Raw genomic sequence first — 23827 nt, 5'->3', positions numbered from 1 at the left:
GCGTCATTGGGTTGGAACCTTATATCCGAAAAAAGTTCAATAATCGGATACTTTTTCACCAAGGCCCGGAGGAAACATGGCAAGTGAAACCACCACGACAACTGCCAGCGAAGAACAGATCCGGCACACCGAACGGCTTTTCAGCCTGCAGCGGACGGCCTTCAGGCAGTCTGCGCCTCCTGGTCTTGCTGAGCGCGAACAACACCTTGAGCGACTGAAACAGGCCCTGCTGGACAATCGCGAACGCCTGATCGAGGCCATTGACCAGGACTTTTCCTGCCGCTCCCGGGATGAAACCCTGATCGCCGAAATCATGCCGTCCGTTCAGGGCATCAACCATACCCTCAAACATCTGGCCCGCTGGATGAAGCCCTCCCGGCGCCATGTCTCCGTGCTGTTCCAGCCGGCCCGCAACCGGGTGGAGTACCAGCCCAAGGGTGTGACGGGCATCATCGTGCCCTGGAACTACCCGCTTTACCTGGCGGTGGGCCCGCTGGTCGCCGCACTCGCGGCGGGCAACCGGGCCCTGATCAAGATGTCGGAGTTCACACCGTCCACCTCCGAACTCTTTGCAGAAATCATTGAGGCGACATTTCCGGAAGATCAGGTGGCGGTGGTCAAAGGGGAGGCCGATGTAGCCGCCCATTTTTCCGCCCTGCCCTTCGATCACCTTCTGTTCACCGGGTCCACCAGTGTTGGCCGGAAAGTCATGAAGGCCGCCGCAGACAACCTGACCCCGGTGACCCTGGAACTGGGCGGCAAATCCCCGGCGGTTATTTCTCCGGATGTACCCATGCGGGATGCCGCTCAGCGCATCGCCTTCGGCAAAGCCCTCAACGCCGGCCAGACCTGCGTCGCCCCAGACTATGTGCTGTGCCCGAAAGACCGGGTGCAGGACTTTGTTGAGCAGTTCTCAAAGGCGGCCAGGCGCATGTACCCGACACTCCGGGACAACCGGGACTATACGGCCATCGTCAATGACCGCCAGTACCAGCGATTGCAGGGATACCTGGACCAGGCAAGCGATCTCGGCGCGGAGCTCATCACCCTCAATCCCGGGAACGAAGACCTGACAGGCACCCGCAAGCTGCCGCTGACCCTGGCGCTCAATACCGGGCCGGAGATGGCACTGATGCAGGACGAGATCTTCGGCCCCATCCTGCCGGTGATCGGCTACCGAACCCTGGACGACGCGATGCGCTATATCAATGAACGGCCACGCCCGCTGGCCCTGTACTTCTTCGGTTACGACCGGGAGCAGCAGCAACACGTGCTGGGGAACACCTGCTCCGGCGGCGTGTGCATCAACGACTCCCTGATGCACGTGGCCCAGGACGACCTGCCCTTCGGTGGCGTCGGCAACTCCGGCATGGGGCATTACCATGGCCATGAAGGATTCCTGACCTTTTCCCATCACCGGGCGATATTCAGCAAACAGAAATTCAACAGCGGGCGATTTATCTACGCCCCCCACGGTACAATCCTGCACCGACTGGTTTACCGGTTCTTTATCCGGTAGCCGATACTTCGTTAATTCCTTATAGAACTATGACAATAACCTGCGGCAATTTGTCACTTATGCCTTTCGGGCGTTGCTGATACTGTCGCCGCCACCGAACGAGGAGCCCCCATGCCTAAAGTTGTTTACCCTGGCACCTTCGATCCGATCACCAACGGGCATACAGACCTGATTGAGCGGGCCGGCCGCATGTTCGACGAAATCGTCGTGGCCGTTGCCTACAGCCCGAAGAAGCAACCCCTGCTGAACCTTGAAGAACGCTGCGAACTGGTACGCCAGTCCACCGCCCATATTCCCAATGTCACCGTAACCGGGTTCAGGAATCTGCTCGCGGAATTTGTTCAGGAGCAGAAAGCGACCGTGATCATCCGGGGTTTGCGGGCGGTCTCCGACTTTGAATACGAATTCCAGCTGGCCGACATGAACCGGCGGCTGGCCCCGGAGGTGGAAAGCGTGTTCCTAACACCCGCCAACCACCTCTCCTATATCTCTTCCACCCTGATCCGGGAAATCGCTTCCCTCGGCGGGGACATCTCCGAGTTTGTGGACCCGGCGGTGGCGGAAGTACTGAAACGGAAGTTTAAACAGGTCTGAGGAACAAACCCATGGCGCTGATGATTACGGATGAGTGCATCAACTGTGATGTCTGTGAACCGGAATGCCCGAATGAGGCCATTTCACAGGGCGATGAGATCTATGTGATCGATCCCGACCGGTGCACCGAGTGCGTCGGTCATTACGACGAGCCCCAGTGCCAGCAGGTCTGCCCGGTGGACTGCATTCCCCATGACCCGGAACATCAGGAATCTGAAGCCCAGCTCATGGAGAAATACGAGCAGATCACCGCCTGATCAGAACAGCGGTGGCAGCGGCAGGTCCTGACCGTTGATCGTCAGGACCATGTCCTTCATACGACCCTCCAGTACCAGGCGGTCCCCTTCCTCAACAAGGAGACCCTGCTTGATCAGCGGGGCTGCCTGCATGCGCACGGACGGATAATTTTCTGCCAGCGCCGCCGGCAGGCTGAGGTCCACCTGACCGGTCAGTCGCTGCATCACCATCAGCATCTGTTGGCGCTCCTCTTCGCTCAGTTCCGGATGTGACAGACTCAGACTGCCTTCCACCACCCCTTCAGGCGTACTGACACTCAGCTCCGGAATGCCGGCGGAAAAGCCCGCCGCAACCAGCCCCTGCAGGGAATCGTTGACACGCTGCATCAGCACCATCTGCTGTTCGAAAGCCGCCTGAGGGTCGTCGGGATCCTGCAGGGCCAGCGCCTGCATTTCGGCAAGGTTGGTGCTGAAGTCGTTCCAGTTAGCCACATCCAGGTGCTCAAGACTCAGCGTCACCCGGTGCGGGCCATAGGCCTGACCTTCCATGCGAGTGGAGTCGAGTGAGAAGCTCACTTCGGAATCCAAGCGTGAGCCATCGTCGTTTGCCTCACTGCGGCTATCCACGGCTAGCCCCTCAACGGTCATCCGAGGCGCTCCGGGACCAAGGAACGACAGCTGCTTGATGGTCATGGTGCCCGAGCCGGTCCAGATATCGCCGCTCAGCCACTCCATGCTCTGTTCCGCCTGGAAGTCGTCTATGCTCACCTGCGCTTCGGGGCTATCCAGTTGAAGTCCGGGCATGACCACCAGCAAATCCGCCTGCTGCCCCATGCTGCCCACATCCAGGCGAGCGAGGCCACCACTGCTGCGCAGGTTTTCAATACCATCAGGAGACTGGATGCGGGTAACCGGCATCTTCAACTCCAGTACACCGGAGCCCCAGAGGCGGGTTTCCAGAGTCAGGCGGGGATCGCCTTCGGGGAACCAGTCAGCGCCTTCCGGCTGCCAGCCATCAACCGGCTGGAAGTCCATCAGGCTGCCGGTAACACCATGGCTCACCGTCATCCGGAAATCCACCCGATGGTGCTCACCGGTGCTCGGATCGATAACGACCAGAGAGCCTGTGGCATCGGCGCCAAGCAGACCACGCTGATACTGGTCTGTTTCCATGGTTACGAACGCCTGTGACCGATTGACCTCGTCAACGGCCTGAAACCACTGCTGTTCCGTAACATAACCGACACCCCAGGGGGCCGCGCCGGCCGCGACAAGAATCGCCGAACCGGCGACAATCCATTTTTTCAGTTTCAAGGTTCCGTTCCTGTTTGTTTTTCCGTCTCCGGGAGAGTGTGATCAGCCGGTCTTGCCCGTCAGCCGCTCCAGCAATACCCACTGTGAGGCAAGGCGCTCCTCTCCCTCCTCCGGTTGATTCTGCTGGTAACTGCCATCGGGCTGCAATACCCACGACTGGCAGTTGTCGGCCAGATAGGTGTCCAGATCCTCCCGGAGCCGGGCGACCAGGGTCGGATCCTCAATCGGGAAGGCGGTTTCCACCCGGTTGAGCAGGTTCCGCTCCATGCCATCGGCGCTGGAACAGTAGACCTCCGGGCGCCCCTTGTTGCCGAAATAATAGACCCGGGTATGTTCCAGGAAACGGCCGATGATCGAACGTACCCGGATGTTGTCCGAAAGCCCCGTCACCTGCGGACGCAGGCAGCAGATGCCCCGGATGATCAGGTCAATCTTCACACCAGCCTGGGAGGCGCGGTAAAGCGCCTTGATCAGTTGCGGTTCGGTCAGGGCATTGAACTTGAAGATGATCCGCCCCTTCTCACCCAGGCTGGCCTCCCGCTCGATCAGACTGATCAGCCGGTTATGCAGCGTGAAGGGTGCGTGGAACAGCTTCTTGATCTTCAGGGCCTTGCCCATCCCGGTCAGTTGCTGGAACAGCTTGTTGACGTCATCCCCGATGGACTCGTCGCAGGTCATGAAGCTGTAGTCGGTGTAGAGCCGGGCATTGCCGGCGTGATAGTTACCGGTCCCCAGATGCACATACCGGCGCAGCCGGCCTTCCTCACGCCGGACTACCAGAATCATCTTGGCGTGGGTCTTGTACCCCACCACCCCGTACACCACGATGACGCCCGCTTCCTGAAGCCGGCTGGCCAGCTCCAGGTTTTCCTCCTCGCTGAAGCGGGCGCGCAGCTCGATGACCGCTGTCACTTCCTTGCCGCGGCGGGCAGCGTCTGCCAGCGCCTCCACTACTTCTGAATTGGCACCGGTACGGTAAAGGGTCTGGCGAATGGCCAGCACCTGGGGATCTTTTGCCGCCTGGCGTAGCAGATCCACCACCGGGCTGAAATTCTCATAGGGATGCAACAACAGCAGCGGGCGCTTGCGGATGGCATCAAACATGGAATCCTTGTTGCGGATGGCACGCGGAATCGACGGTGAGAAGCTGGAATAGGTCAGGTCCGGGCGATCCACCAGCCCGCCGACTGCCATCAGCCGGGTCAGGTTTACCGGGCCATGCACCTTGTACAGTTCCCGCTCGGTCAGGCCGAACTCACGGAGCAGAAACTCGATCAGCTCCTCCGGGCAGTTATCCGCCACTTCCAGGCGCACCGCATCACCGAAGCGACGGCTGAGCAGCTCACCGCGCAGGGCGGAAGCCAGATCTTCCAGATCATCCTCCAGCTCCAGGTCAGCGTTACGGGTCAGACGGAACTGGTAACAGCCCTTCACTTCCATGCCCGGGAACAGCTCATCGGCGTGGGCGTGGATCATGGAGGACAGGAACACCAGATTGTCTCCACCGTTGCAGATCTCATCCGGCAGGCGCACCAGGCGCGGCAATGAGCGGGGCGCCGGCACGATGGCCAGACCGGTTTCCCGGCCGAAGGCGTCCTTGCCATCCAGCTCGACAATAAAGTTCAGGCTCTTGTTGACCAGGCGCGGGAACGGGTGCGATGGGTCCAGCCCGATCGGACTGACCACCGGCAGGATCTCGTCCTCGAAGTAGGAGCGCACCCATTCGGCCTGCTCCGCGGTCCACTCCCGGCGACGGACAAAGTGGATATTCTCTTTTTCCAGCTCCGGGATCAGGACCTTGTTGAGAATCTCGTACTGCTCGTCGATGTAATCGTGAGCAATGCGACCGATCTCCTCCAAGACCTGATCCGGCAGCATGCCATCCACGCCGACGGCCTCACGGCCATACTTCATCTGCTGGCGCAGACCGGCAACACGGATCTCGAAAAACTCATCCATGTTGCTGCTGAAGATACAACAGAAGATCAACCGGTTGATCAGCGGGTGGGTGTTGTCCAGCGCCTGCTTCAGAACCCGGTAGTTGAACTGCAACTGGCCCAGTTCCCGGTTGAAGTAGTTCTCGCTGGCATCGAGATTGATTTCCTCGCCCACCGGCGGCACATCCACAGGGGCCGGCACGTTCTGGTCACTGGGGTCTGTGGTTTTCGCTGTCTCGGTTGTCATTGCTGTGCGTATCCGTCGGTTGGTGCGGGCAGTGCCCGCGATTATGACTTGCTGTGGCCTTTCATCAGCCTGGCCGCGCGTACGGCGAAATAGGTCAGGATGCCATCGGCACCCGCCCGGCGCATGGCCATCAGGCTCTCCATCATCACGGCATCACCATCCAGCCAGCCATTCTCGGCAGCGGCCATATGCATGGCGTACTCACCACTGACCTGATAGACAAACGTGGGCACCTGGAGTTCGGTTTTCACCCGCCGGACAATGTCCAGATACGGCATACCCGGCTTGATCATGACCATATCCGCACCCTCGGTAAGATCCATCGCCACCTCGTGCAGGGCCTCATCGCTGTTGGCCGGATCCATCTGGTAGGTTGCCTTATTGCCCTTGCCCAGGTTGCCAGCCGATCCGACCGCATCGCGGAAGGGGCCGTAATAACTGGAGGCATACTTGGCAGAATAGGCCAGGATCCGGGTGTTCACATGGCCGGCGGCTTCCAGGGCATCGCGGATGGCACCGATCCGCCCGTCCATCATGTCCGAGGGAGCCACCACATCCGCACCGGCGTCGGCATGGGAAAGCGCCTGTTTCACCAGGGCCTCCACGGTTATGTCGTTGAGCACGTAGCCCTGTTCATCAATGATGCCGTCCTGGCCGTGGGTGGTGAACGGATCCAGCGCCACATCGGTGATCACCCCCAGCTCGGGATGCGCAGCCTTGAGCGCGCGTACGGCCCGCTGGGCCAGACCGTCAGGATCCCAGGCGCCGGAACCGTCCAGGTCCTTTTTCTCCGCCGGTACAACCGGAAACAGGGCCAGGGCCGGAATGCCCAGCTCCACCAGTTCCGCTGCCTGCTCGACCAGCAGATCAATACTCAGGCGCTCAACCCCCGGCATCGAAGGCACGGCTTCGCGCTGGCCGCTGCCTTCGAGTACAAACACCGGATAGATCAGGTTGTCTGGGGTGAGCTGGTTCTCCCGCACCATGCGACGGGAAAAGTCACTGGCACGGTTACGGCGTGGACGACTGGCAGGAAACGTACGGCTGGCGAGTGGGTGGTGCGGATGGGTCACGTAATACCTCCTGATCATGGATGGCCCGTTTTTCTAGTGACATCATACACTCACCGAAGGCCCCGGGCCGAGTCTGCCGTTGACTGATGACAAACGGATGACAGAAAACCGGACAATCAGAGAATGCCCGGCTCCAGAATCAGGGAAGAGAGAACTCAGATGGAACGGTTGTTGAACCCGGTTTCCACCTTGCGAGGCGCATCAGACCGGAAACTGGTCTCAACCTCCTCAATCCGCCCTCCACCATTGAGGAATGCGTCGATATCCGCCTGCAACCGCGCGCGTACCCGCGCCCGGCTGGCAATGGAATGGTTGTCTTCACTGTCGCCCCAGCTACCGGAGGCGTCCAGATTGCTTTCGTCGAGCTCGCTCATGGTCATCTCTCCACCAACGAAAACAGCACCGCGGGTGCCACGGCCGGATCACCCTGTATCGGCCACCGGCGCTACGACCAGCCAGCCTTGGCGTCTTTATAATCCCGAAACCGTTACTGCGCTATTGCCTGACAACCGATTTTTTGTAATTTTTTGTAATCATAATTATATCAATGATTTTAAAAGAATTAATGAAAATTCTCCGACCTGACACCACATTGACACAACAAATGAATCGTGATTCACTCCTTTCAGGAGGACACCATGGCCTATCGTGAAACAGAAATGATGCGGGAACGCAAAGCCCAGGCCCGACAGCGAATCATTGAATGCGCCTGGGAAAGCGTGACAACCGGCGGCTTCCGAAGCGCCCGAATCACGCAAATCGCGAGCATGGCCGGTGTGGCCACCGGCAGCATCTACCGGCACTTCGAATCCCGGGAGGAGCTGTTCGCCGAAATGTTCCGGCTTGCCACCCAGCATGAGGTGGACCGGGTCGCCCAGGCACTTACCGGCCCGGAAACCGCAGCTCAGCAGCTGGAAAACGCACTGAGACTCTTCGCCGAGCGGGCTCTCAGGGCACCCACCCGGGCCTGGGCACTGATCGCCGAGCCCGTGGACCCGAAACTGGACGAGGAACGTCTGGTCTATCGTCGCGCTTTTGCCCGACTGTTCGAAGGTGCCATCCGGGATGGCGTTCTTGACGGCAGCCTGCCGGAACAGAACGCCAGACTGGCCAGCACCAGTCTGGTCGGCGCGATTGCCGAGTCCCTGATCGGACCGCTAGCCCAGGCAAGCCCCGAGCCTTGCGAAGCTGCGGACCTGAAACCGAACGAGCTGGTCGACGCCATCATGCAGTTCTGCATGCAGGGCCTGACCGGCACCAGGAGCCAACCATGAGTAAACCGACACAGAACAACACAACAAACACCGGTGAACCGCTCCACGACGACCGGTACCTGGCCAGCACCCACGAGGTCATCAATCAGCCCCGTCCGCTGGAAAACTACAACCTGTACATTCAGGACAAGGCACTGCGCGAAGCGGTGCTGCGCGAAGGTGCCGGCAAAGCCAACGACGACCTGGAACGCTTTGGCGAATGGGCCGGCCGGGCCGAGACCATCGATCTGGGCAACCAGGCCAATGCCAACAAACCCACCTTCCGGACCCACGACCGTTACGGCCACCGGATTGACGAGGTGACCTTTCACCCGGCCTACCACGAACTGATGCGGGTAGCGCTGGAAAACGGCATCCACAGCTCTCCCTGGAGCAACCCCGGCCAGGGTGCCAACGTCGCCAGGGCAGCCCGTTTCTACATGCATTCCCAGGTGGAAGCCGCCCACTGCTGCCCGATCACCATGACCTTTGCGGCCATCCCCTCCATTCGCAACCAGCCGGAACTGGCCCAACTCTGGGAGCCGAAAATTCTGGCCAACAGCTATGACAGCCGCAACATCCCCGATACCGGGAAGACCTCCGTCACCATCGGCATGGCCATGACCGAGAAGCAGGGCGGCAGCGATGTACGGGCCAACACCACCCGCGCCTATCCGGTGGGGCAACCCGGTTCCGGCCAGGCCTACGAACTGGTGGGCCACAAATGGTTTGTCTCGGCCCCCATGAGCGATGCGTTCCTGGTGCTGGCACAGACCGATGCCGGCCTGTCCTGCTTCCTGATGCCACGCTGGCGCCCGGACGGCACCAAGAATCCCTGGCAGGTCCAGCAACTGAAGAACAAGATGGGCAACGTCGCCAACGCCTCCAGCGAAGTCGAACTGCGCGGCGCGCTGGCCTGGATGGTTGGCGAAGAGGGCCGGGGTGTGCGAACCATCATCAACATGGTGGCCATGACCCGCTTTGACTGCATGATCGGCAGCTCTGCCGGCATGCGCCAGGCCATCGCCCAGGCCAGCCACCACTGCCACAGCCGCAGTGCCTTTGGAGCCCGGCTGAGCGACCAGCCGCTGATGCAGAACGTGCTGGCCGACCTGGCCCTGGAAAGCGAAGCCGCGCTGGCCTACACCATGCGCGTTGCCCGGGCCCTGGATAGCCAGGACCAGGAACACGAACGCCTGCTGACACGCCTGGCCACCCCCATCGGCAAATACTGGATCTGCAAACGCACACCCAACCACGCCTACGAGGCCATGGAGTGCATAGGCGGCAGCGGCGTCATGGAAGACTGCATCATGCCCCGGCTGTTCCGGGAGTCTCCGGTCAACGCCATCTGGGAAGGCAGCGGCAACGTCCAGTGTCTGGACACCCTGCGCGCCATGCAAAAGGAACCCGAGAGCCTGGATGCCTTCTTCCGGGAGGTCGCCGAAGCCAAAGGCGCTGACCGGCGCTTCGACCAGTTCCTGGCCAACCTGCAGACCGACTTTGGCGATGTCAGCGACTTCCAGTACCGGGCCCGCAACCTGGTCGACCGCATGGCGCTGGCGATGCAGGCCTCCCTGCTGCTGCGCTACAGCGACCCTCACGTGGCCGATGCCTTCTGCGCCTCGCGGCTGCAAAGCGCCGGTGGCATGAACTACGGCAACCTTCCCTCGGGCACCGACCCCGCAGCCATTATCAAACGGGCGACGCCTGTAGTAGGCTAGCGATATCGTAACGCCCCCTGCATGGCGACGGGGCGTTTGCCTCAACTGTCTGCGGGCGGGCGTGGTGGCGCCTGACAAAAATGTGCGGAGCCAGGGATGGCGGAGCCCAAGCGTCACATGGATGTGCCGCAGGAGCGTTTTTTGGCAGGCGCCACCACGTACGCCCTTCACCATTGATCCGGATCCCATGTCAGAAGCCCTCAGAAAACTGCTAGCCCAAGGCAACCCCCAGCAGCCGGTGATCACCCCCAACGTCGGCGTGCTCACCCTGCATTTCCAGCTCTATGGCTGCGATGACCTCAAGGCCAAACGCAAGGTATTCACGGCCCTCAAAGCGGTCTGGGGCAAAGAGCCGGACCTTGCGGTCGCGGAAACCGCCGACCTCGAGGCACTGGACTGCGCCACCTGGACCGTTGCCGCTCTGGGCGCCTCCTCACAACAGATTACCCAGCGCCTGGACCAGGTTGAAAAAGAGATCGCCGAGCGCATTGACGCGGCCATTCTCGAAGTCCAGCGGGAGATCCTCTAGTGTCCAACCGGTTGAAGGCTTATACTAAGCGCCCTCAGGGAATTGATACCCTGGTATGCCTTCTGGCTGACCGCTATACCTGACCGGGCCCGTCCCGGCCTCCGATCCGCAGGGTTCCCGGAACCGATCCCACGGATAACCACTGATTGTGTGTGCCGCTATGACCGGAAAGAAAAAATCCGCTCAGGCCTCATTGGAGGCCATGTACCGCGTATTCACTGTGCCCGAAGCGCCGGACTCAACCCTGAGCCGGATCGACCAGGACATTTCCCGCAATATGGCGGGATTCCTCCAGGAACACATCGTTGCGGTTGAGCGCGACCTATCGGATGTTGAAAAGAACTTTTCGGACTACGCGATACCGGAGAAGCCTGTCTTTGTATCCGAGCAGGCGCAGTTCCTGCTGGACAAGCTCGTGGCCAACTCCGTACACACCGCCTCCCCGGCGTTCATCGGCCACATGACTTCGGCACTGCCCTACTTCATGCTGCCGCTGTCGAAAATCATGATCGCGCTGAACCAGAACCTGGTTAAGACCGAAACCTCCAAGGCATTCACACCGCTGGAGCGCCAGGTGCTGGGCATGATCCACCGGCTGGTGTACAAACAGGACGGCCCGTTCTACCGCAAATGGATGCAGGACCCCCGTTACTCCCTGGGTGCCATGTGCTCCGGCGGCACCATTGCCAACCTCAGCGCACTCTGGGTCGCCCGCAACCGCGCCTTCCCGGCGGAGGGCAGCTTCCGGGGCCTGCACGAAGAAGGCCTGTTCCGGGCCCTGCGCTACTACGGCCATGAAGGCGCCGCCATTGTCGTCTCGGACCGGGGGCACTACTCCCTGCGCAAGGCTGCCGATGTGCTGGGGCTGGGCCGGGACGCGCTGGTATCGGTGGAAACCGACGACGACAACCGTATCCAGATTGACGCCCTGCGCGACAAATGTCTGGAACTGCAGAAACAGAAGATCAAGGTCATGGCTATCTGCGGGGTGGCCGGCACCACGGAGACCGGTAACGTCGACCCGCTCGACGCCATGGCTGACATCGCTACCGAGTTTGGCGCCCATTTCCACGTGGACGCCGCCTGGGGTGGCCCGACCCTGTTCTCCAGGACCCATCAGCACCTGCTGCGGGGCATCGAGAAAGCGGACTCCGTCACCTTCGACGCCCACAAGCAACTCTACGTCCCCATGGGCGTGGGCCTGGTGGTATTTCGTGATCCCAGCCTGGCCAGCGCCGTGGAGCATCACGCCCAGTACATCATCCGAAAAGGCTCGCGGGACCTGGGCAGCACCACGCTGGAGGGCTCCCGGCCCGGCATGTCCATGCTGATCCACTCGGGCCTGAGAATTCTGGGGCGGGAAGGCTATGAAATCCTGATTGATCAGGGCATTGAGAAAGCCCGGACCTTCGCTGACATGATCACGGCCGATCCGGATTTTGAACTGGTCACCAAACCGGAACTGAACATCCTGACCTACCGCTACTGCCCGGACAAAGTGCAACAAGCCCTGACCATGGCCAACGAGTTGCAGGCAGAAAGACTCAACACCTGCCTGAACCGGATCACCAAATTCATCCAGAAAACCCAGCGGGAACGGGGCAAGGCCTTTGTATCACGGACCCGTCTGGAACCGGCCCACTATTACTACTTCCCCTGTATTGTCTTCCGGGTGGTGCTGGCCAACCCACTGACAACACCGGAGATTCTTTCAGACATTCTGGAGGAGCAGAAAACGCTGGTGCAGGAAGCAGAGATTGCCGACGAAATAGCCATCCTGGAGCAGATGGCCGACGCCGTGCTGGCCAGCGAGCAACGGAGCACCCGCCAGGCCTGAAACTCGAGGGGCGGGACTCAGTAAAGCGCCTCTTCGTCATCCAGTACTTCGTGCAGGATGCCGAGGAACATGCGATCCGCTTCGCTCCAGTTCTCGGGAATACGGATGGTGGTACTGGCACCGATTTCCCGGGCGATCAGCTCATCCGCGTTGGCCTCGCCCCGGTATTTACGGGCAATCTCCATGGACTTGACCGCAATGGTCGGATCGCTCATCACCTTTTTGATGAACACCCGAAGCTCTTCAATCATCCGGGCCTGGCGGCTTTCAACCGATGTGCTCATAGCCTTCTCTCCGAAATAGAACTGCCGTGGAGCCTCAGGTGCTCCACACTCTTCTTGTAGTATGGCCAAAGTCGACCTGGCTCACCAGCCCGGCAACTCAGACCAAAGCCCCACGAAGGGTAAAGAACAGCAGGGCCGCGAGCAACGCCGAAGCCGGCACGGTAATGATCCAGGCCGCCGCAATCTTGAACAGGTGCGAGCGCTTGACCATCTCCTCACGGTACAGTTTTTTCAGGCGTTTACGCTCGGATTTGGACAGCGGCGTCTGGCTTTTGCCCTTCTTCGCCTGTTTGAGCAGCCTCTCCATCTCCTCCACCGAGGAATTACGGAAATCCTTCAGGAAGGAACGCAGCCGTTCCTGGTCCTCAGGCTCATGGTGCTGGATGACCGAATGCAGCTGGGACACGTAATTGGATTTAAGATATTCTCGCAGGAAGCCCACCCCGAAGACACCGCCAATGGCGATGTGAGTGGAACTGACCGGCAGCCCCAGTTGTGAGGCCAGGATGACAGTCAATGCCGCGGACAGGGCAATACAGAAGGCGCGGGTCTTGTCCAGCTCGGTAATCTCCGTGCCGACGGTTTTGATCAGGCGGGGACCAAACAGCATCAGCCCGAGCGCCAGACCCAGCGCGCCCACCATCATCACCCACAGCGGAATACTGGCGGAAGTCACCACACCACCGCCGGCCTGGATGGCATCGTTGATGGCTGCCAACGGACCAATGGCATTGGCCACATCGTTGGCACCATGGGCAAAGCTGAGCAACGCTGCGGCGAAGATCAGCGGCCAGGTAAACAGGTTGCTGACGGCCTGGGGAGTGTTTTCCATGGTCGCCGCAATACGGCTGACCAGTCTGCGCATGATCAACAGCACCGCCACGGCCACGGCCAGGCCAATCAGGGACGCGTCCAGGAAATCCACCTTGACCACCTTCTTGACCCCTTTGATCATCAGATAGGAGGCAAAGGCCCACGCCATGATAGCCACCAGCCAGGGCACAAAGGTACGGGCCGACGCCACCAGGTTCTGGCGGTACAGGACGGCTTTCTTGAGCGCAAACAGGAACAGGGCCGCCAGCAGACCGCCGAGAACCGGCGAGATCACCCAACTGGCAGCGATTTTACCCATGACCGACCAGTCCGCGATGCCCCAGCCACCGGCGGCGATGCCCGCGCCCAGAACGCCCCCAACAATGGAGTGCGTGGTGGACACCGGAGCGCCCATCCAGGTCGCCAGGTTCAGCCAGAGAGCACCAGCCAGCAGGGCGGCAGTCATCAGCCAGACAAACGCCTTTGGTTCTTCCAGAACCGTGGGGTCAATAATGCCCCCTTTGATGGTGGAAACCACCTCACCGCCGGCGATCAACGCACCACCAGCCTCGAACACCGCGGCCAGCAGCACCGCCATGCCCAGGGAGACGGCTCCGGAGCCCACGGCCGGGCCAACGTTATTGGCGACATCGTTGGCCCCGATGTTGATGGCCATGTAACCGCCGATGACAGCAGCCGCCATCAAAAGCATGTTGCCGGGCAGGTCCTGGCTGAACGCGCCTACGGTTAACCAGATTCCCAACAGGAAGAAAACACTGATACCAATGCGGTACCTTTCGGTAGAGGGGCTGCTGAGGAGGGTATCCATGAAACCGGAGGCAGTGGCCATAAAAAAACATCTCTTCGACACGGGATGAATTCGGGCGTTTTCAGCGCTGCAAACTATAGTTTTTTTGCAACGGAATTGAAACACAACCGACACATCCGTTGACTTGAGCCCGAATCGCCCCGCCGCTAATATCGTCTCCTCTGTATTCAGCCAACACCGACGGGGACCCCATGGCAGCTATCCGCATTCTTACCGGCAGTGTCTTTGGTGGCGCACTGCTGACCGCACGACGGCTACGCCAGGAACTGGAAGCTGACGGCCACACAGTCACGGTTCTGGAGGAACCTTCAGTATCGGACATTACTGATAACGAGGATGCCCTGCTGGTGTGCACCTCCACCACTGGCCAGGGCGAGGTACCGCCCAACCTGTTGCCGCTCTACGTTGACCTGCGGGAACAGTTACCACAACAGCCCGGGCGGCCGTTCGGCATTATCGTGCTGGGGGACAGCTCTTACGGGGATTCGTTCTGCGGTGCCGGCGATCTGATGGAAGAGGCATTGCTGGAAACCGGCGCCAGCAAGCAGGGCGAGACTCTCAGGATCGATGCCCTGGAAACCATGGAGCCGGAAGCCGAAGCGGTGCCATGGGCCAGGGCCTGGGCCAGCCAGCTCTGATCAGCGCCGGCGTTCCCGGATCAGGGCTTCCTGGGTGGTCGAAGCCACCAGTTGCCCATCCCGGGTAAAGAAATTGCCCCGGTTGAAGCCCCGGCCACCAGAAGCGCTGGGGCTGTCCTTGTCATACAACAGCCAGTCGTCCATGCGGAAATCCCGGTGGAACCAGATGGCGTGGTCCAGGCTGGCCACCTGCATGTTCCGGCTCAGGAAACTCCGGCCGTGGGGCGCCAGCGATGTGCCCAGAAAGGTAAAATCCGAGGCGTAGGTCAACAGACAACGGTGCAGCACGGGGTCATCCGGCAGCGGGCCCTGGGCCCGGAACCAGTTCTGCCGGTGCGGCGGCTCCTTCTCGGGCTTGAACGGATTGCCCGGGTTCACCGGACGGATTTCGATGGGCCGGTCACGGGTCAGCATATCCCTCATCTGTTCCGGCGCCTGATCCGACAGCAGCTCACCCAGCTCCTGTTCCGATTTGAGGGTATCCGGGTTCGGCGCCGCTGGCATGTCGAGCTGATGTTCAAAGCCCTGCTCCTCCGCCTGGAATGACATGGAACCGGTCAGGATTTCCTTGCCGTCCTGGCGGGCGATCACCCGCCGGACCGAGAAGGTTCCACCATCGCGTACGCGCTGCACCTCATAATCAATCGGCATGCTGTGATTGCCCGGGCGCAGAAAATAGGCGTGAAGGGAATGGCACAGCCGGTCTTCCACGGTGCGGCTGGCCGCCATGAGGGCCTGACCGAGTACCTGACCGCCGAAAACATGGGGAAACCCCAGATCCTCACTGTCGCCCTGAAAATGATCATCACCAATAGGGGCCAGATCCAGCAAATCCACCAGTTTCCGGGTTACTTCCAGCATGCCTGCTCCTGTCTGTCTATTTATTGCAATAGCTTAGCTTACGAACGGGATTTCTACCTCAGACCGCCGGGTTTGGCAACGGAAAATCCCGGAGATACCGACTCACAAGGAGTGGACCGGGGGGACGTCCCTGGCCAGTTGCTGCTTTTCCATAGCGTAGCGTCCGGTCACCGCAAAGCCCAGAGTTTCCCCCTTCGGTGAACGGAAGACCGCTTTCACATCCTGGCCGTCCTGCGTCACCTGCCACTCTCCGGACGCCTGCGCCGGCGGCGGATAGACAGCGGTCGGACAGCACGGCGTCTTGACCATCACCGGCATAACGCCATAGCGCACTTCCGTGCGCTCACCGGTGAGCGTCCGGGCCAGCGCCCGAGCACAGGCCATCAGCGGCATGACATAGGGCAGCAAGTGACCGTCCACCTCGGCACAGTCCCCCAGGGCATAAACATCCGGCAGGGAGGTTTCCAGGGCCCTGCTCACCACGATGCCGCGGGCTGTGTCAGCACCTGCTGCCCGGGCCAGTGCCACCCTCGGCTGCAGCCCCACGGCAGAAATCACCAGATCTGCTTCCAGAGTCTGGCTGTCGGCCAGGGTCAGCCGGACGGCGTCGCCCTGCCGGTCAACGCGCTGGACCACTGTGCCCGGATAAAAAGCCACGCCCAGCCCGGCCAGCGCTGTCTGCACCGCATCAGCGGCCGGCTTCGGCAAAAGTCCCGGCATAACCGTGTGGTCCGGGGCAATCACCGAGACATCGTACCCGCCATTGCGCAAATCATTGGCAAACTCACAACCAATCAACCCCGCCCCCATGATCGCCACATGCCTGGCTCCGGCCAGCGCCTCCCGGAACGTCCGGTAGTCCATCAGGTCGTTGATGGAAAACACGCGATCAAGGCCATCACCGTCCAGATCCAGGCGCACGACATCAGCGCCCCAGGCCAGCACAAGCCGGCTGTACCGCACCCGCTCCTGACCGATCCGCAGCTCATGGGCATCGGCGTCAATGGCGGTGACCGCCGTATAGGGCCGGATCTCCACATTCAACTGCTCCGCCATGGCCTCGGCACTGGCCTGGGCCAGGCCATCTGCGTCCTTGTCTTTGGTGAACCCGGTCGACAGCATGGGCTTGGAGTAGCTGGCGCCATCATCCGCCGTGATCATCAGCACCCGCTGATCCGGAGCATGCTTGCGCAACTCCCGGACCAGGGCGTAACCCGCCAGGCCAGTACCAACCACAACCACCGGAAGCTCTTCAGTCATGTGTCAGGCTCCGGCTCAGTCGACTTCGATCATTTCGAAATCTTCCTTGCCAACACCGCAGTCCGGGCATTCCCAGTCTTCCGGCACATCCTCCCAGCGGGTTCCGGGCTCGATGCCGTCTTCCGGCCAGCCTTCGGCCTCGTCATAGATGAAACCGCACACCATACACTGCCATTTCTTCACACTGTCTCTCCTGTTTTTTGATCACGGACAGTACGCATGCTTTTACCCGCCATCATACCCCAGCACCCCCTCCCTTCAACCGGTCCGGTCCGGTATAATCGCCGGTTTTGGACAGGACCGATCGAATGACCGACACCGTCGCCGAAATGAACCAGGTCATGGCAGACGCTGACTGCCTGGTCACCGAACAGCAGGTACACACCGCCATTAACACCATGGCACAGGAAATCGCCGACCGACTGAAGGACAGCAACCCCCTGCTGTTCTGTGTCATGAATGGAGGCCTTATCCTGACCGGGCAGCTACTGCCGAAACTGCACTTTCCGGTGCAAGCCGAATACATGCACGCCACCCGTTACCGTCAGGAAACCACAGGCGGCATCCTGGAGTGGAAACTCCGCCCTGACGCGGACCTCAACGACCGCACCGTGCTGATTGTCGACGACATTCTGGATGAGGGTACGACCCTGTGCGCCATCGCGGATTACTGCCGTGCTCACGGTGCCCGCGAGGTTCTGACCGCCGTGCTGGTGGACAAACAGCATGACCGCAAGGCCCGGCCCGACCTGAAGGCCGACTTCACCGGCATGGAAGTGGAAGACCGCTTCCTGTTCGGCTACGGCATGGATTACAAGGGTTACTGGCGCAATGCGCCGGGGATCTATGCTGTCAAAGGACTCTGAGACCGGAAGACAAAGCCCTCTTCCCGAGACCCACTGGCTCCGCTCACTGTCGGCTGCCGGCCTGCAGTCTCCGGAAGTCCGGGGCCCGGCCCGCTACTGGCTGGGCGTGGAAGGCTCCTTCACCCGGGCACTGCAGCAGCAGTGCCGCGAGGCCTTTCATGTCGAGGTCTGCACTGAGGGCTTTGCCCGCCCCTCTGCCGAGGAAGCCCGGAGACTGGACATCCCACCCCGCCAACAAGCCTGGATTCGCGAAGTCCGGCTCTGCGGTGACCATCAGCTCTGGGTACTGGCCCGCACGGTGATTCCCGTACCCTGCCTGGAGGGCCGCGGTCGGCAACTGCGACATCTCGGCAGCCGGCCGCTGGGCGCCTATCTGTTCAGCAGCCCGGACTGGTCCCGCGGCCCCCTCGAAGTCGGCCTCTGCCGCGCGACGCAGCCCGGCCAGCCCCGCCTGGCCCGTCGCTCGCTGTTCCATTGCCAGCACCAGGCCCTGATGGTCTGCGAGTATCTCCTGCCCGACCTTTACCTGCCGGCAGGTCCGCTTTAATCCGGATCACTCCGGTGGCTATAATCAGTCGCTCGATAGTTTCTGTTTTCCACCGACGGATCACCACCATGCTGCAAAACGCCGTGCCTGCCTCTGTCCAGCAACGTCTGCTCGACTACGCGCGACTGCTGAGGATCAATCGCCCCATCGGCACCCTGCTGCTTTTGTGGCCCACCTGGTGGTCGCTCTGGCTGGCGGCCGAGGGCATGCCCTCCATCGCCAATCTGGTGATTTTCACACTGGGGGTGTTCTTCATGCGCGCCGCTGGTTGCGCCATCAACGACTTTGCCGATCGGGAATGGGATCGCCATGTCGAACGCACCCGGGAACGCCCGCTCACCACCGGCCGTATTCAGGCGTGGGAGGCTTTGGCCCTGTTTGCCGGACTGGCGATTGTGTCGTTTCTCATGGTGGTCCTGTTCACCAATACCCTGACCCTCTACCTGTCCTTCGGTGGCGTGGTGCTGGCGTTTATCTATCCGTTTATGAAGCGTTACACCCATCTGCCACAGCTGTTTCTCGGAGCCGCCTTCTCGTGGGCCATCCCAATGGCCTGGGCTGCAGAGGCCGGCGAACTGGCACGCATCACCTGGCTGCTGTTCACCGCCAACGTGCTCTGGACGGTGGCCTACGACACCCTGTATGCCATGGTGGACCGGGACGACGACCTGCAGGTGGGCATCAAATCCACCGCAATCCTGTTCGGCGAGGCGGACAAGGCCATCATCGCGGTTCTCCAGGTACTGGTGATCGTTGTGCTGGTCATGGTGGGACGACAGGCCGAACTGGGCACCTTCTACTACCTCGGCCTGGTAGGCATGGCCACGCTCTTCGTTTACCACCAGTACCTGGCCCGGGATCGCGCTCGGGCAGCGTGTTTCAAGGCGTTTCTCAACAATAACTGGGCCGGTTTTTCCGTGTTTGCAGGCCTGGCGCTCGACCTTGCTCTCTAGTTCACCCTGTCATATACCTGTAACAAATCAGCGATGTAATGAGGCAGCAACAAAACAGGGGGTGATCAGCCAAGAGCACCCCCGGTCTACAACAGGTTGAAGCTCATGACTGGAAAAACCGTCCTGATCGTCGATGACGAGGCCCCGATCCGCGAGATGATCGCGGTGGCCCTCGAAATGGCCGACTACGACTACCTGGAAGCGGAGGACGCCCGCGAAGCCCACGCCCTGATCGTTGACAGGCAGCCCGACCTGGTGCTGCTTGACTGGATGCTCCCGGGCACCAGCGGGGTTGAACTGGCGCGCCGGCTGAAGAAAGATGAAACCACGGCGGATATCCCCATCATCATGCTGACCGCCAAGGTGGAAGAGGACAACAAGATCCAGGGTCTGGAAGTCGGTGCTGACGACTACATCACCAAACCGTTCAGCCCACGGGAACTGGTGGCGCGACTGAAGGCCGTCCTGCGCCGGACCACCCCGGCCGGCGTCGACAGCCCCATCGAGGTGGAAGGCCTGACCCTGGACCCGGTCGGCCACCGGGTCACCACACAGGAAGGCGAAATCAGCATTGGCCCCACCGAATACCGGCTGCTGCAGTTCTTCATGACGCACCAGGAGCGGGTTTACAGCCGCTCGCAGTTGCTTGACCAGGTCTGGGGTGGCAATGTTTACGTTGAGGAGCGTACCGTTGATGTGCATATCCGGCGCCTGCGCAAAGCTCTGGGTGAGCGTTACGACCACCTGATCCAGACGGTACGGGGCACCGGCTACCGCTTCTCGACAAGAGCCGCCTGATCGACAGAGATTCGCGGCATCCGCATCGGTTTCCACAAGGCAGTACTGGATGCAACATTCCTGGTCACGCTATCTGCGCATTATCCTGATCGGGCTCGCCGTCACCACGATGATCGGTGCGTACCTCGGTGAGCCACTGTACGGACTCCTTGTGGGCCTGGCCGCCTATCTTGGCTGGACACTGGTCCAGTCCCGCCGGCTCTACAACTGGTTAAGCAATCCCAGCGCCAGCGCCGAGGCGCCCCAGAGCGTCGGCCTGTGGGGTGAAACCTTCGACAAGCTGCAGAAACTGCACCAGAGCCACCTGCTCACCGAGGATCGGCTCCGCGCCCAGATCAACCGGGTTCAGGAGTCCACCAACGCCATGCGCGACGGTGTGATCATGACCAACGCCCAGGGCTCGCTGGAATGGTGGAACGGCGCCGCGGAACACCTGTTGGGGTTCCGGCGCAGTACGGACCAGGGCCAGTACATCTACAACCTGATCCGGACCCCGGCCTTCAAGGCCTACTTCGAAGCACGGGATTATCGGGACCCCCTGGAACTCCATTCCCCCTCACGGCCGCACCTGCGCCTGCAGATACAGATCAGCCTGTTCGGGGATAACGACCGGCTGATTGTTGCCAAGGATGTCACCCGTCTCTATCAACTGGAGCAGATGCGCCGGGACTTCGTCGGCAATGTCTCCCACGAGATGCGAACGCCCCTGACCGTGATCAGCGGCTACCTGGAAACCCTGGTGGATCACGCCGACGAACTGCCGAAGAAATGGCAGCGGGCCATTCACACCATGGCCGACCAGTCCTCACGGATGGAGGCCCTGATCACGGACCTGATCCTGCTCTCCCGGATCGAAACCGGCGAACAGACCGCGGACGACGCCCTGACCGATGTGGAAGCCCTGATCCAGCAGATCTGCAGTGATGCCCGGGCCCTGAGCGGCGACAAACAGCACAGCATCAACGTGGAAGTAACGGACCACCGTTTATTGAGGGGGGACGAGAGCCAGTTGCGCAGCGCGTTCTCCAACCTGGTGTTCAACGCCGTGAAATACACCCCGGCGGGTGGGCGAATTACCGTCTCCTGGAGCGCTGACCGTGAGGGCGCTCACCTGTCAGTGAAAGATACCGGCCTGGGCATAGACCCGATTCACATTCCGCGCCTGACCGAGCGTTTCTACCGGGCCGACCCAAGTCGCCACAAGGAGACGGGCGGAACCGGGCTGGGCCTGGCCATCGTCAAGCATGTGCTGATTAACCACGATGGCAGCCTTGATATCCGCAGTGAAATCGGGAAAGGCAGCGAGTTCATCTGCCACTTCCCCAAGGTTCGGCTGGTGGAACGCCAGGAAACTCACGAGGAGGTCTGATCCCGCCGGATCAGCGTGCCGCAGCACGGAAACGGGCCACAAACCGGGACAGGTCCTCCATCTTTTTCGGGTCTTCATCGACAAAGCGGATGGTGACGCTGACAAAATCCGTGTCCTGGCGTTTGTCCACCGCCTGAAGCTGATGAACATAACCATTCAGACGCGCCATCTGCCCCTCCCCGGTGTCGATATCAACCACCGCCTGATCAAGGATGCCCGGAAAAACCTGGTCCCGCTTGGCGATAACCCGCACCTCTGTGAGGTTCACATCCTTGACCACCGATTTGAGGGTGCTGTCCGAGAAGCGTACAGACGCCACGGTCATCGAGGCTTTCTGGGCCGACCGGCCGGCGCTGCCACCCTGCCGGCCTGCCGCCAGCAGTGGGTTGTCAGCCGCCGGATTCGGTGCGGAAGCCGCAGGCTTGGGAGGAGCCACCTCCCGCTTCTGGGTCAGCAGGTCGGCGGATTCCCGGAAGGCATCGGCCGGCCCATCCATGGATTTTCCGGAACCGTCCATGGCCTCTTTCAGGCGCCGGCCCATCACTTTGATGATTTTCTTGCTCAGGCCTTCGGGGCTGAACGGCTTGCCCAGGTATTCCGACACCCCTTCCTTGACCGCTTCAACCACATGATCCTTGTCGCCCCGGCTGGTGATCATGATAAACGGCACTTTCTGATAATGGGGCTGCTGACGCATCCACTGCAGAAGTTCCAGGCCGGACATCTCCGGCATCTCCCAGTCACAGAGCACCAGATCAAAGGTCGTGCGGGACATCAGCGACTGCGCCCGGCGCCCGTTCTGGGCATCGGTTGTCTCGATCACCGGAAAACGCTGGCGTACCGTGCGTTTCACCAGATCCCGCACAAAGCTGGCGTCATCCACTACCAGCGCCTTCAGGGTTGTCATATCAACGTCACTCCGGATTTGGTCATTGGCACCACTATAGAACATCCCGACACGCCCATTCACCGTATGTGACCAAATGACGAGAACGAAACCGTTTAAAATAGTTGGTAACGGTAGCCTGTAGCGGTATTTCCAGACCCGGAAAACGCGCTAACATGGCCCGATCAGAGATTTTCAATCTACCGTGAGAGGTGCCCCTTGGTCTATTCCCTGACACAAAAGATAACGCTGCGTTCCGGGCTGTTATCCGCCGCGCTGGCGGCCGTCATGATGGCTGCCCCGGCTCAGGCGGAAACCACGATGACAGGGGAGGCTTTCAACCAGTGCAAACAGCGGCTGCAACAACAGGCTGAGGACGCCGGCGTCAGTAGCGACACCGCCTCCGGCGTGCTGGCACAGGCCGAATATCTGGAGAGGGTAATTGAGCTGGATCGCCGGCAACCGGAATTCACCACCACCTTCGCCGATTACCTGAACCGCCGCGTGAACAGCCAGCGCATCGAACGCGGCCGGGAACTGCTGCGCGAGCATGAGGCCCTGCTGGAACGGGTGACCGAGGAAACTGGCGTACCGGGCCACTACCTGGTCGCCTTCTGGGGCCTGGAAACCAATTACGGCACCTATTTCGGTAAAATGTCGGTACCCAGTTCTCTGGCCACCCTGGCCTGTGATCAGCGCCGCAGCACCTTCTTCAGCCAGCAGTTGGTAGCCGCCCTGAAGATCATCGATGAGGGGGCTATCGCCCCGGAACTGATGGAAGGCTCCTGGGCCGGCGCCATGGGCCACGTCCAGTTCATGCCCACGGTGTTTCTGAAACACGCAGTGGACGCGGATGGCGATGGCCGTCGGGATCTCTGGAACAGCGTGCCCGATGCCATGATGTCCGCCGGGCATTTCCTGGAATCCATGGGCTGGGATGGCGATTATCGCTGGGGCCGTGAGGTTCTGCTGCCTGAGAACTTTGACTTCAGCCTGGCTGACGGTCGCCGCCTGCCCCTGACACGGTGGCGGGAACTGGGCGTGACCGATGCCTTCGGCAACACCCTTCACCGGGAACCCATCGACGCCGCCCTGGTTGTGCCCTCCGGCCATCAGGGGCCCGCGTTTCTGGTCTATGACAACTTCCAGGTGATCATGGGCTGGAATCGCTCGGAGTTCTACGCCATTGCCGTCGGCCACCTGGCGGACCGGATTGCCGGCGCCGCCGGGCTTCAGAACCCGCCGCCGGAAGACCTACCCGCCCTGTCCCGGGATCAGGTGCTGGAACTTCAGCAGACCCTGAATAATCGGGGATACGACAGTGGCGAAGCGGATGGCATCATGGGCGGTAACACCCGGGAGGCCATTCGTGGCTTCCAGAGTGATCGGGGCATGATCGCCGACGGCTTCCCCTCCGCCCGCGTCCTCCGGGCGCTGGGCATCGAGACCGGAGCCTGATT

24 protein-coding genes are annotated in these 23827 nt (G+C 61.0%); 14 read left to right on the top strand and 10 right to left on the bottom strand.

Features of this window, described 5'->3' with window-relative positions:
- Positions 1-76 precede the first annotated feature (76 nt).
- The 3 genes from HNR38_RS00925 to HNR38_RS00915 all read left to right on the top strand — a co-directional run bounded on the left by HNR38_RS00925 (position 77) and on the right by HNR38_RS00915 (position 2370).
- The gene (locus HNR38_RS00925; protein WP_183698841.1) at positions 77-1519 is read left to right on the top strand and encodes a coniferyl aldehyde dehydrogenase; all 1443 of its coding nucleotides are present in this window, start codon (positions 77-79) and stop codon (positions 1517-1519) included.
- 111 nt (positions 1520-1630) lie between these two features.
- On the top strand, positions 1631-2113 hold the full coding sequence (coaD, locus tag HNR38_RS00920; RefSeq protein ID WP_183698839.1) for a pantetheine-phosphate adenylyltransferase: 483 nt from the start codon (positions 1631-1633) through the stop codon (positions 2111-2113).
- A gap of 11 nt (positions 2114-2124) precedes the next feature.
- Complete coding sequence (locus HNR38_RS00915) at positions 2125-2370, top strand: YfhL family 4Fe-4S dicluster ferredoxin (protein ID WP_183698837.1); 246 nt, start codon at positions 2125-2127, stop codon at positions 2368-2370.
- On the opposite strand, the gene HNR38_RS00910 is transcribed toward HNR38_RS00915, so the two are convergent.
- From HNR38_RS00910 to HNR38_RS00895, 4 genes are all read right to left on the bottom strand, one after another.
- Entirely contained in the window at positions 2371-3663 is a 1293-nt protein-coding gene (locus HNR38_RS00910) for a YdgA family protein (RefSeq protein WP_183698835.1), read from the bottom strand.
- A gap of 42 nt (positions 3664-3705) precedes the next feature.
- Positions 3706-5847: a polyphosphate kinase 1 gene (gene ppk1 / locus HNR38_RS00905; protein ID WP_183698833.1), complete on the bottom strand. Its 2142-nt coding sequence runs from the start codon at positions 5845-5847 to the stop codon at positions 3706-3708.
- A 41-nt stretch (positions 5848-5888) separates the two neighbouring features.
- Positions 5889-6920, bottom strand: coding sequence for a porphobilinogen synthase (gene hemB / locus HNR38_RS00900; protein WP_343068197.1), 1032 nt, complete (start codon positions 6918-6920; stop codon positions 5889-5891).
- Positions 6921-7075: 155 nt separating this feature from the next.
- Positions 7076-7294, bottom strand: coding sequence for a hypothetical protein (locus HNR38_RS00895; RefSeq protein WP_183698829.1), 219 nt, complete (start codon positions 7292-7294; stop codon positions 7076-7078).
- 264 nt (positions 7295-7558) lie between these two features.
- Here HNR38_RS00895 and HNR38_RS00890 point away from each other — a divergent pair, with 264 nt between their 5' ends.
- The 4 genes from HNR38_RS00890 (at position 7559) to panP (ending at position 12263) form a co-directional block, all read left to right on the top strand.
- The gene (locus tag HNR38_RS00890; protein ID WP_183698827.1) at positions 7559-8194 is read left to right on the top strand and encodes a TetR/AcrR family transcriptional regulator; all 636 of its coding nucleotides are present in this window, start codon (positions 7559-7561) and stop codon (positions 8192-8194) included.
- Entirely contained in the window at positions 8191-9897 is a 1707-nt protein-coding gene (locus HNR38_RS00885; RefSeq protein WP_183698825.1) for an isovaleryl-CoA dehydrogenase, read from the top strand. Before HNR38_RS00890 ends, HNR38_RS00885 begins: the two co-directional genes overlap by 4 nt.
- Positions 9898-10084: 187 nt before the next feature.
- Positions 10085-10426, top strand: coding sequence for a DUF503 domain-containing protein (locus HNR38_RS00880; RefSeq protein WP_183698823.1), 342 nt, complete (start codon positions 10085-10087; stop codon positions 10424-10426).
- A gap of 160 nt (positions 10427-10586) precedes the next feature.
- On the top strand, positions 10587-12263 hold the full coding sequence (gene panP, locus HNR38_RS00875) for a pyridoxal-dependent aspartate 1-decarboxylase PanP (RefSeq protein ID WP_183698821.1): 1677 nt from the start codon (positions 10587-10589) through the stop codon (positions 12261-12263).
- A gap of 17 nt (positions 12264-12280) precedes the next feature.
- Here the strand turns inward: panP and HNR38_RS00870 are convergent, their stop codons facing one another.
- On the bottom strand, positions 12281-12547 hold the full coding sequence (locus HNR38_RS00870; protein WP_183698819.1) for a hypothetical protein: 267 nt from the start codon (positions 12545-12547) through the stop codon (positions 12281-12283).
- A gap of 97 nt (positions 12548-12644) precedes the next feature.
- Entirely contained in the window at positions 12645-14210 is a 1566-nt protein-coding gene (locus tag HNR38_RS00865) for an inorganic phosphate transporter (protein ID WP_183698817.1), read from the bottom strand.
- A gap of 170 nt (positions 14211-14380) precedes the next feature.
- Here HNR38_RS00865 and HNR38_RS00860 point away from each other — a divergent pair, with 170 nt between their 5' ends.
- Positions 14381-14827 carry a flavodoxin domain-containing protein gene (locus HNR38_RS00860; RefSeq protein WP_183698815.1) on the top strand — a complete coding sequence of 149 codons (447 nt, stop codon included), beginning with the start codon at positions 14381-14383 and terminating at the stop codon, positions 14825-14827.
- Here HNR38_RS00860 and tesB read toward each other — a convergent pair whose 3' ends face one another.
- The 3 genes from tesB to HNR38_RS00845 all read right to left on the bottom strand — a co-directional run bounded on the left by tesB (position 14828) and on the right by HNR38_RS00845 (position 17131).
- Positions 14828-15688, bottom strand: a complete 861-nt coding sequence (tesB, locus tag HNR38_RS00855) for an acyl-CoA thioesterase II (protein WP_183698813.1) — start codon at positions 15686-15688, stop codon at positions 14828-14830.
- A 102-nt stretch (positions 15689-15790) separates the two neighbouring features.
- A complete protein-coding gene (locus HNR38_RS00850) occupies positions 15791-16948 on the bottom strand; it encodes an NAD(P)/FAD-dependent oxidoreductase (RefSeq protein WP_183698811.1) in 1158 nt (385 codons plus the stop codon).
- 15 nt (positions 16949-16963) lie between these two features.
- Complete coding sequence (locus tag HNR38_RS00845) at positions 16964-17131, bottom strand: rubredoxin (protein ID WP_183698809.1); 168 nt, start codon at positions 17129-17131, stop codon at positions 16964-16966.
- Positions 17132-17256: 125 nt separating this feature from the next.
- Here HNR38_RS00845 and HNR38_RS00840 point away from each other — a divergent pair, with 125 nt between their 5' ends.
- The 5 genes from HNR38_RS00840 to phoR all read left to right on the top strand — a co-directional run bounded on the left by HNR38_RS00840 (position 17257) and on the right by phoR (position 21481).
- The gene (locus tag HNR38_RS00840; protein WP_183698807.1) at positions 17257-17814 is read left to right on the top strand and encodes a hypoxanthine-guanine phosphoribosyltransferase; all 558 of its coding nucleotides are present in this window, start codon (positions 17257-17259) and stop codon (positions 17812-17814) included.
- Positions 17795-18361, top strand: a complete 567-nt coding sequence (locus HNR38_RS00835) for a chorismate--pyruvate lyase family protein (RefSeq protein WP_246362261.1) — start codon at positions 17795-17797, stop codon at positions 18359-18361. The genes HNR38_RS00840 and HNR38_RS00835 overlap by 20 nt, the downstream gene beginning before the upstream one ends.
- Before the next feature lie 68 nt (positions 18362-18429).
- A complete protein-coding gene (gene ubiA, locus HNR38_RS00830) occupies positions 18430-19314 on the top strand; it encodes a 4-hydroxybenzoate octaprenyltransferase (RefSeq protein WP_183698802.1) in 885 nt (294 codons plus the stop codon).
- 105 nt (positions 19315-19419) lie between these two features.
- Positions 19420-20112, top strand: coding sequence for a phosphate regulon transcriptional regulator PhoB (gene phoB, locus HNR38_RS00825; protein WP_183698800.1), 693 nt, complete (start codon positions 19420-19422; stop codon positions 20110-20112).
- A gap of 49 nt (positions 20113-20161) precedes the next feature.
- Entirely contained in the window at positions 20162-21481 is a 1320-nt protein-coding gene (phoR, locus tag HNR38_RS00820) for a phosphate regulon sensor histidine kinase PhoR (protein WP_183698798.1), read from the top strand.
- A 10-nt stretch (positions 21482-21491) separates the two neighbouring features.
- Here phoR and HNR38_RS00815 read toward each other — a convergent pair whose 3' ends face one another.
- Positions 21492-22388 carry a response regulator gene (locus HNR38_RS00815; RefSeq protein WP_183698796.1) on the bottom strand — a complete coding sequence of 299 codons (897 nt, stop codon included), beginning with the start codon at positions 22386-22388 and terminating at the stop codon, positions 21492-21494.
- A 267-nt stretch (positions 22389-22655) separates the two neighbouring features.
- On the opposite strand from HNR38_RS00815, the gene HNR38_RS00810 reads away from it, so the two are divergent.
- A complete protein-coding gene (locus HNR38_RS00810) occupies positions 22656-23825 on the top strand; it encodes a lytic murein transglycosylase (RefSeq protein WP_183698794.1) in 1170 nt (389 codons plus the stop codon).
- The last annotated feature ends 2 nt before the right edge of the window (positions 23826-23827 follow it).

Source organism: Marinobacter oulmenensis, from assembly GCF_014201735.1.
Lineage (GTDB): Bacteria > Pseudomonadota > Gammaproteobacteria > Pseudomonadales > Oleiphilaceae > Marinobacter > Marinobacter oulmenensis.
Note: the sequence above shows the minus strand (reverse complement) of the source record. Positions and strands in the feature narration are given on the sequence as shown.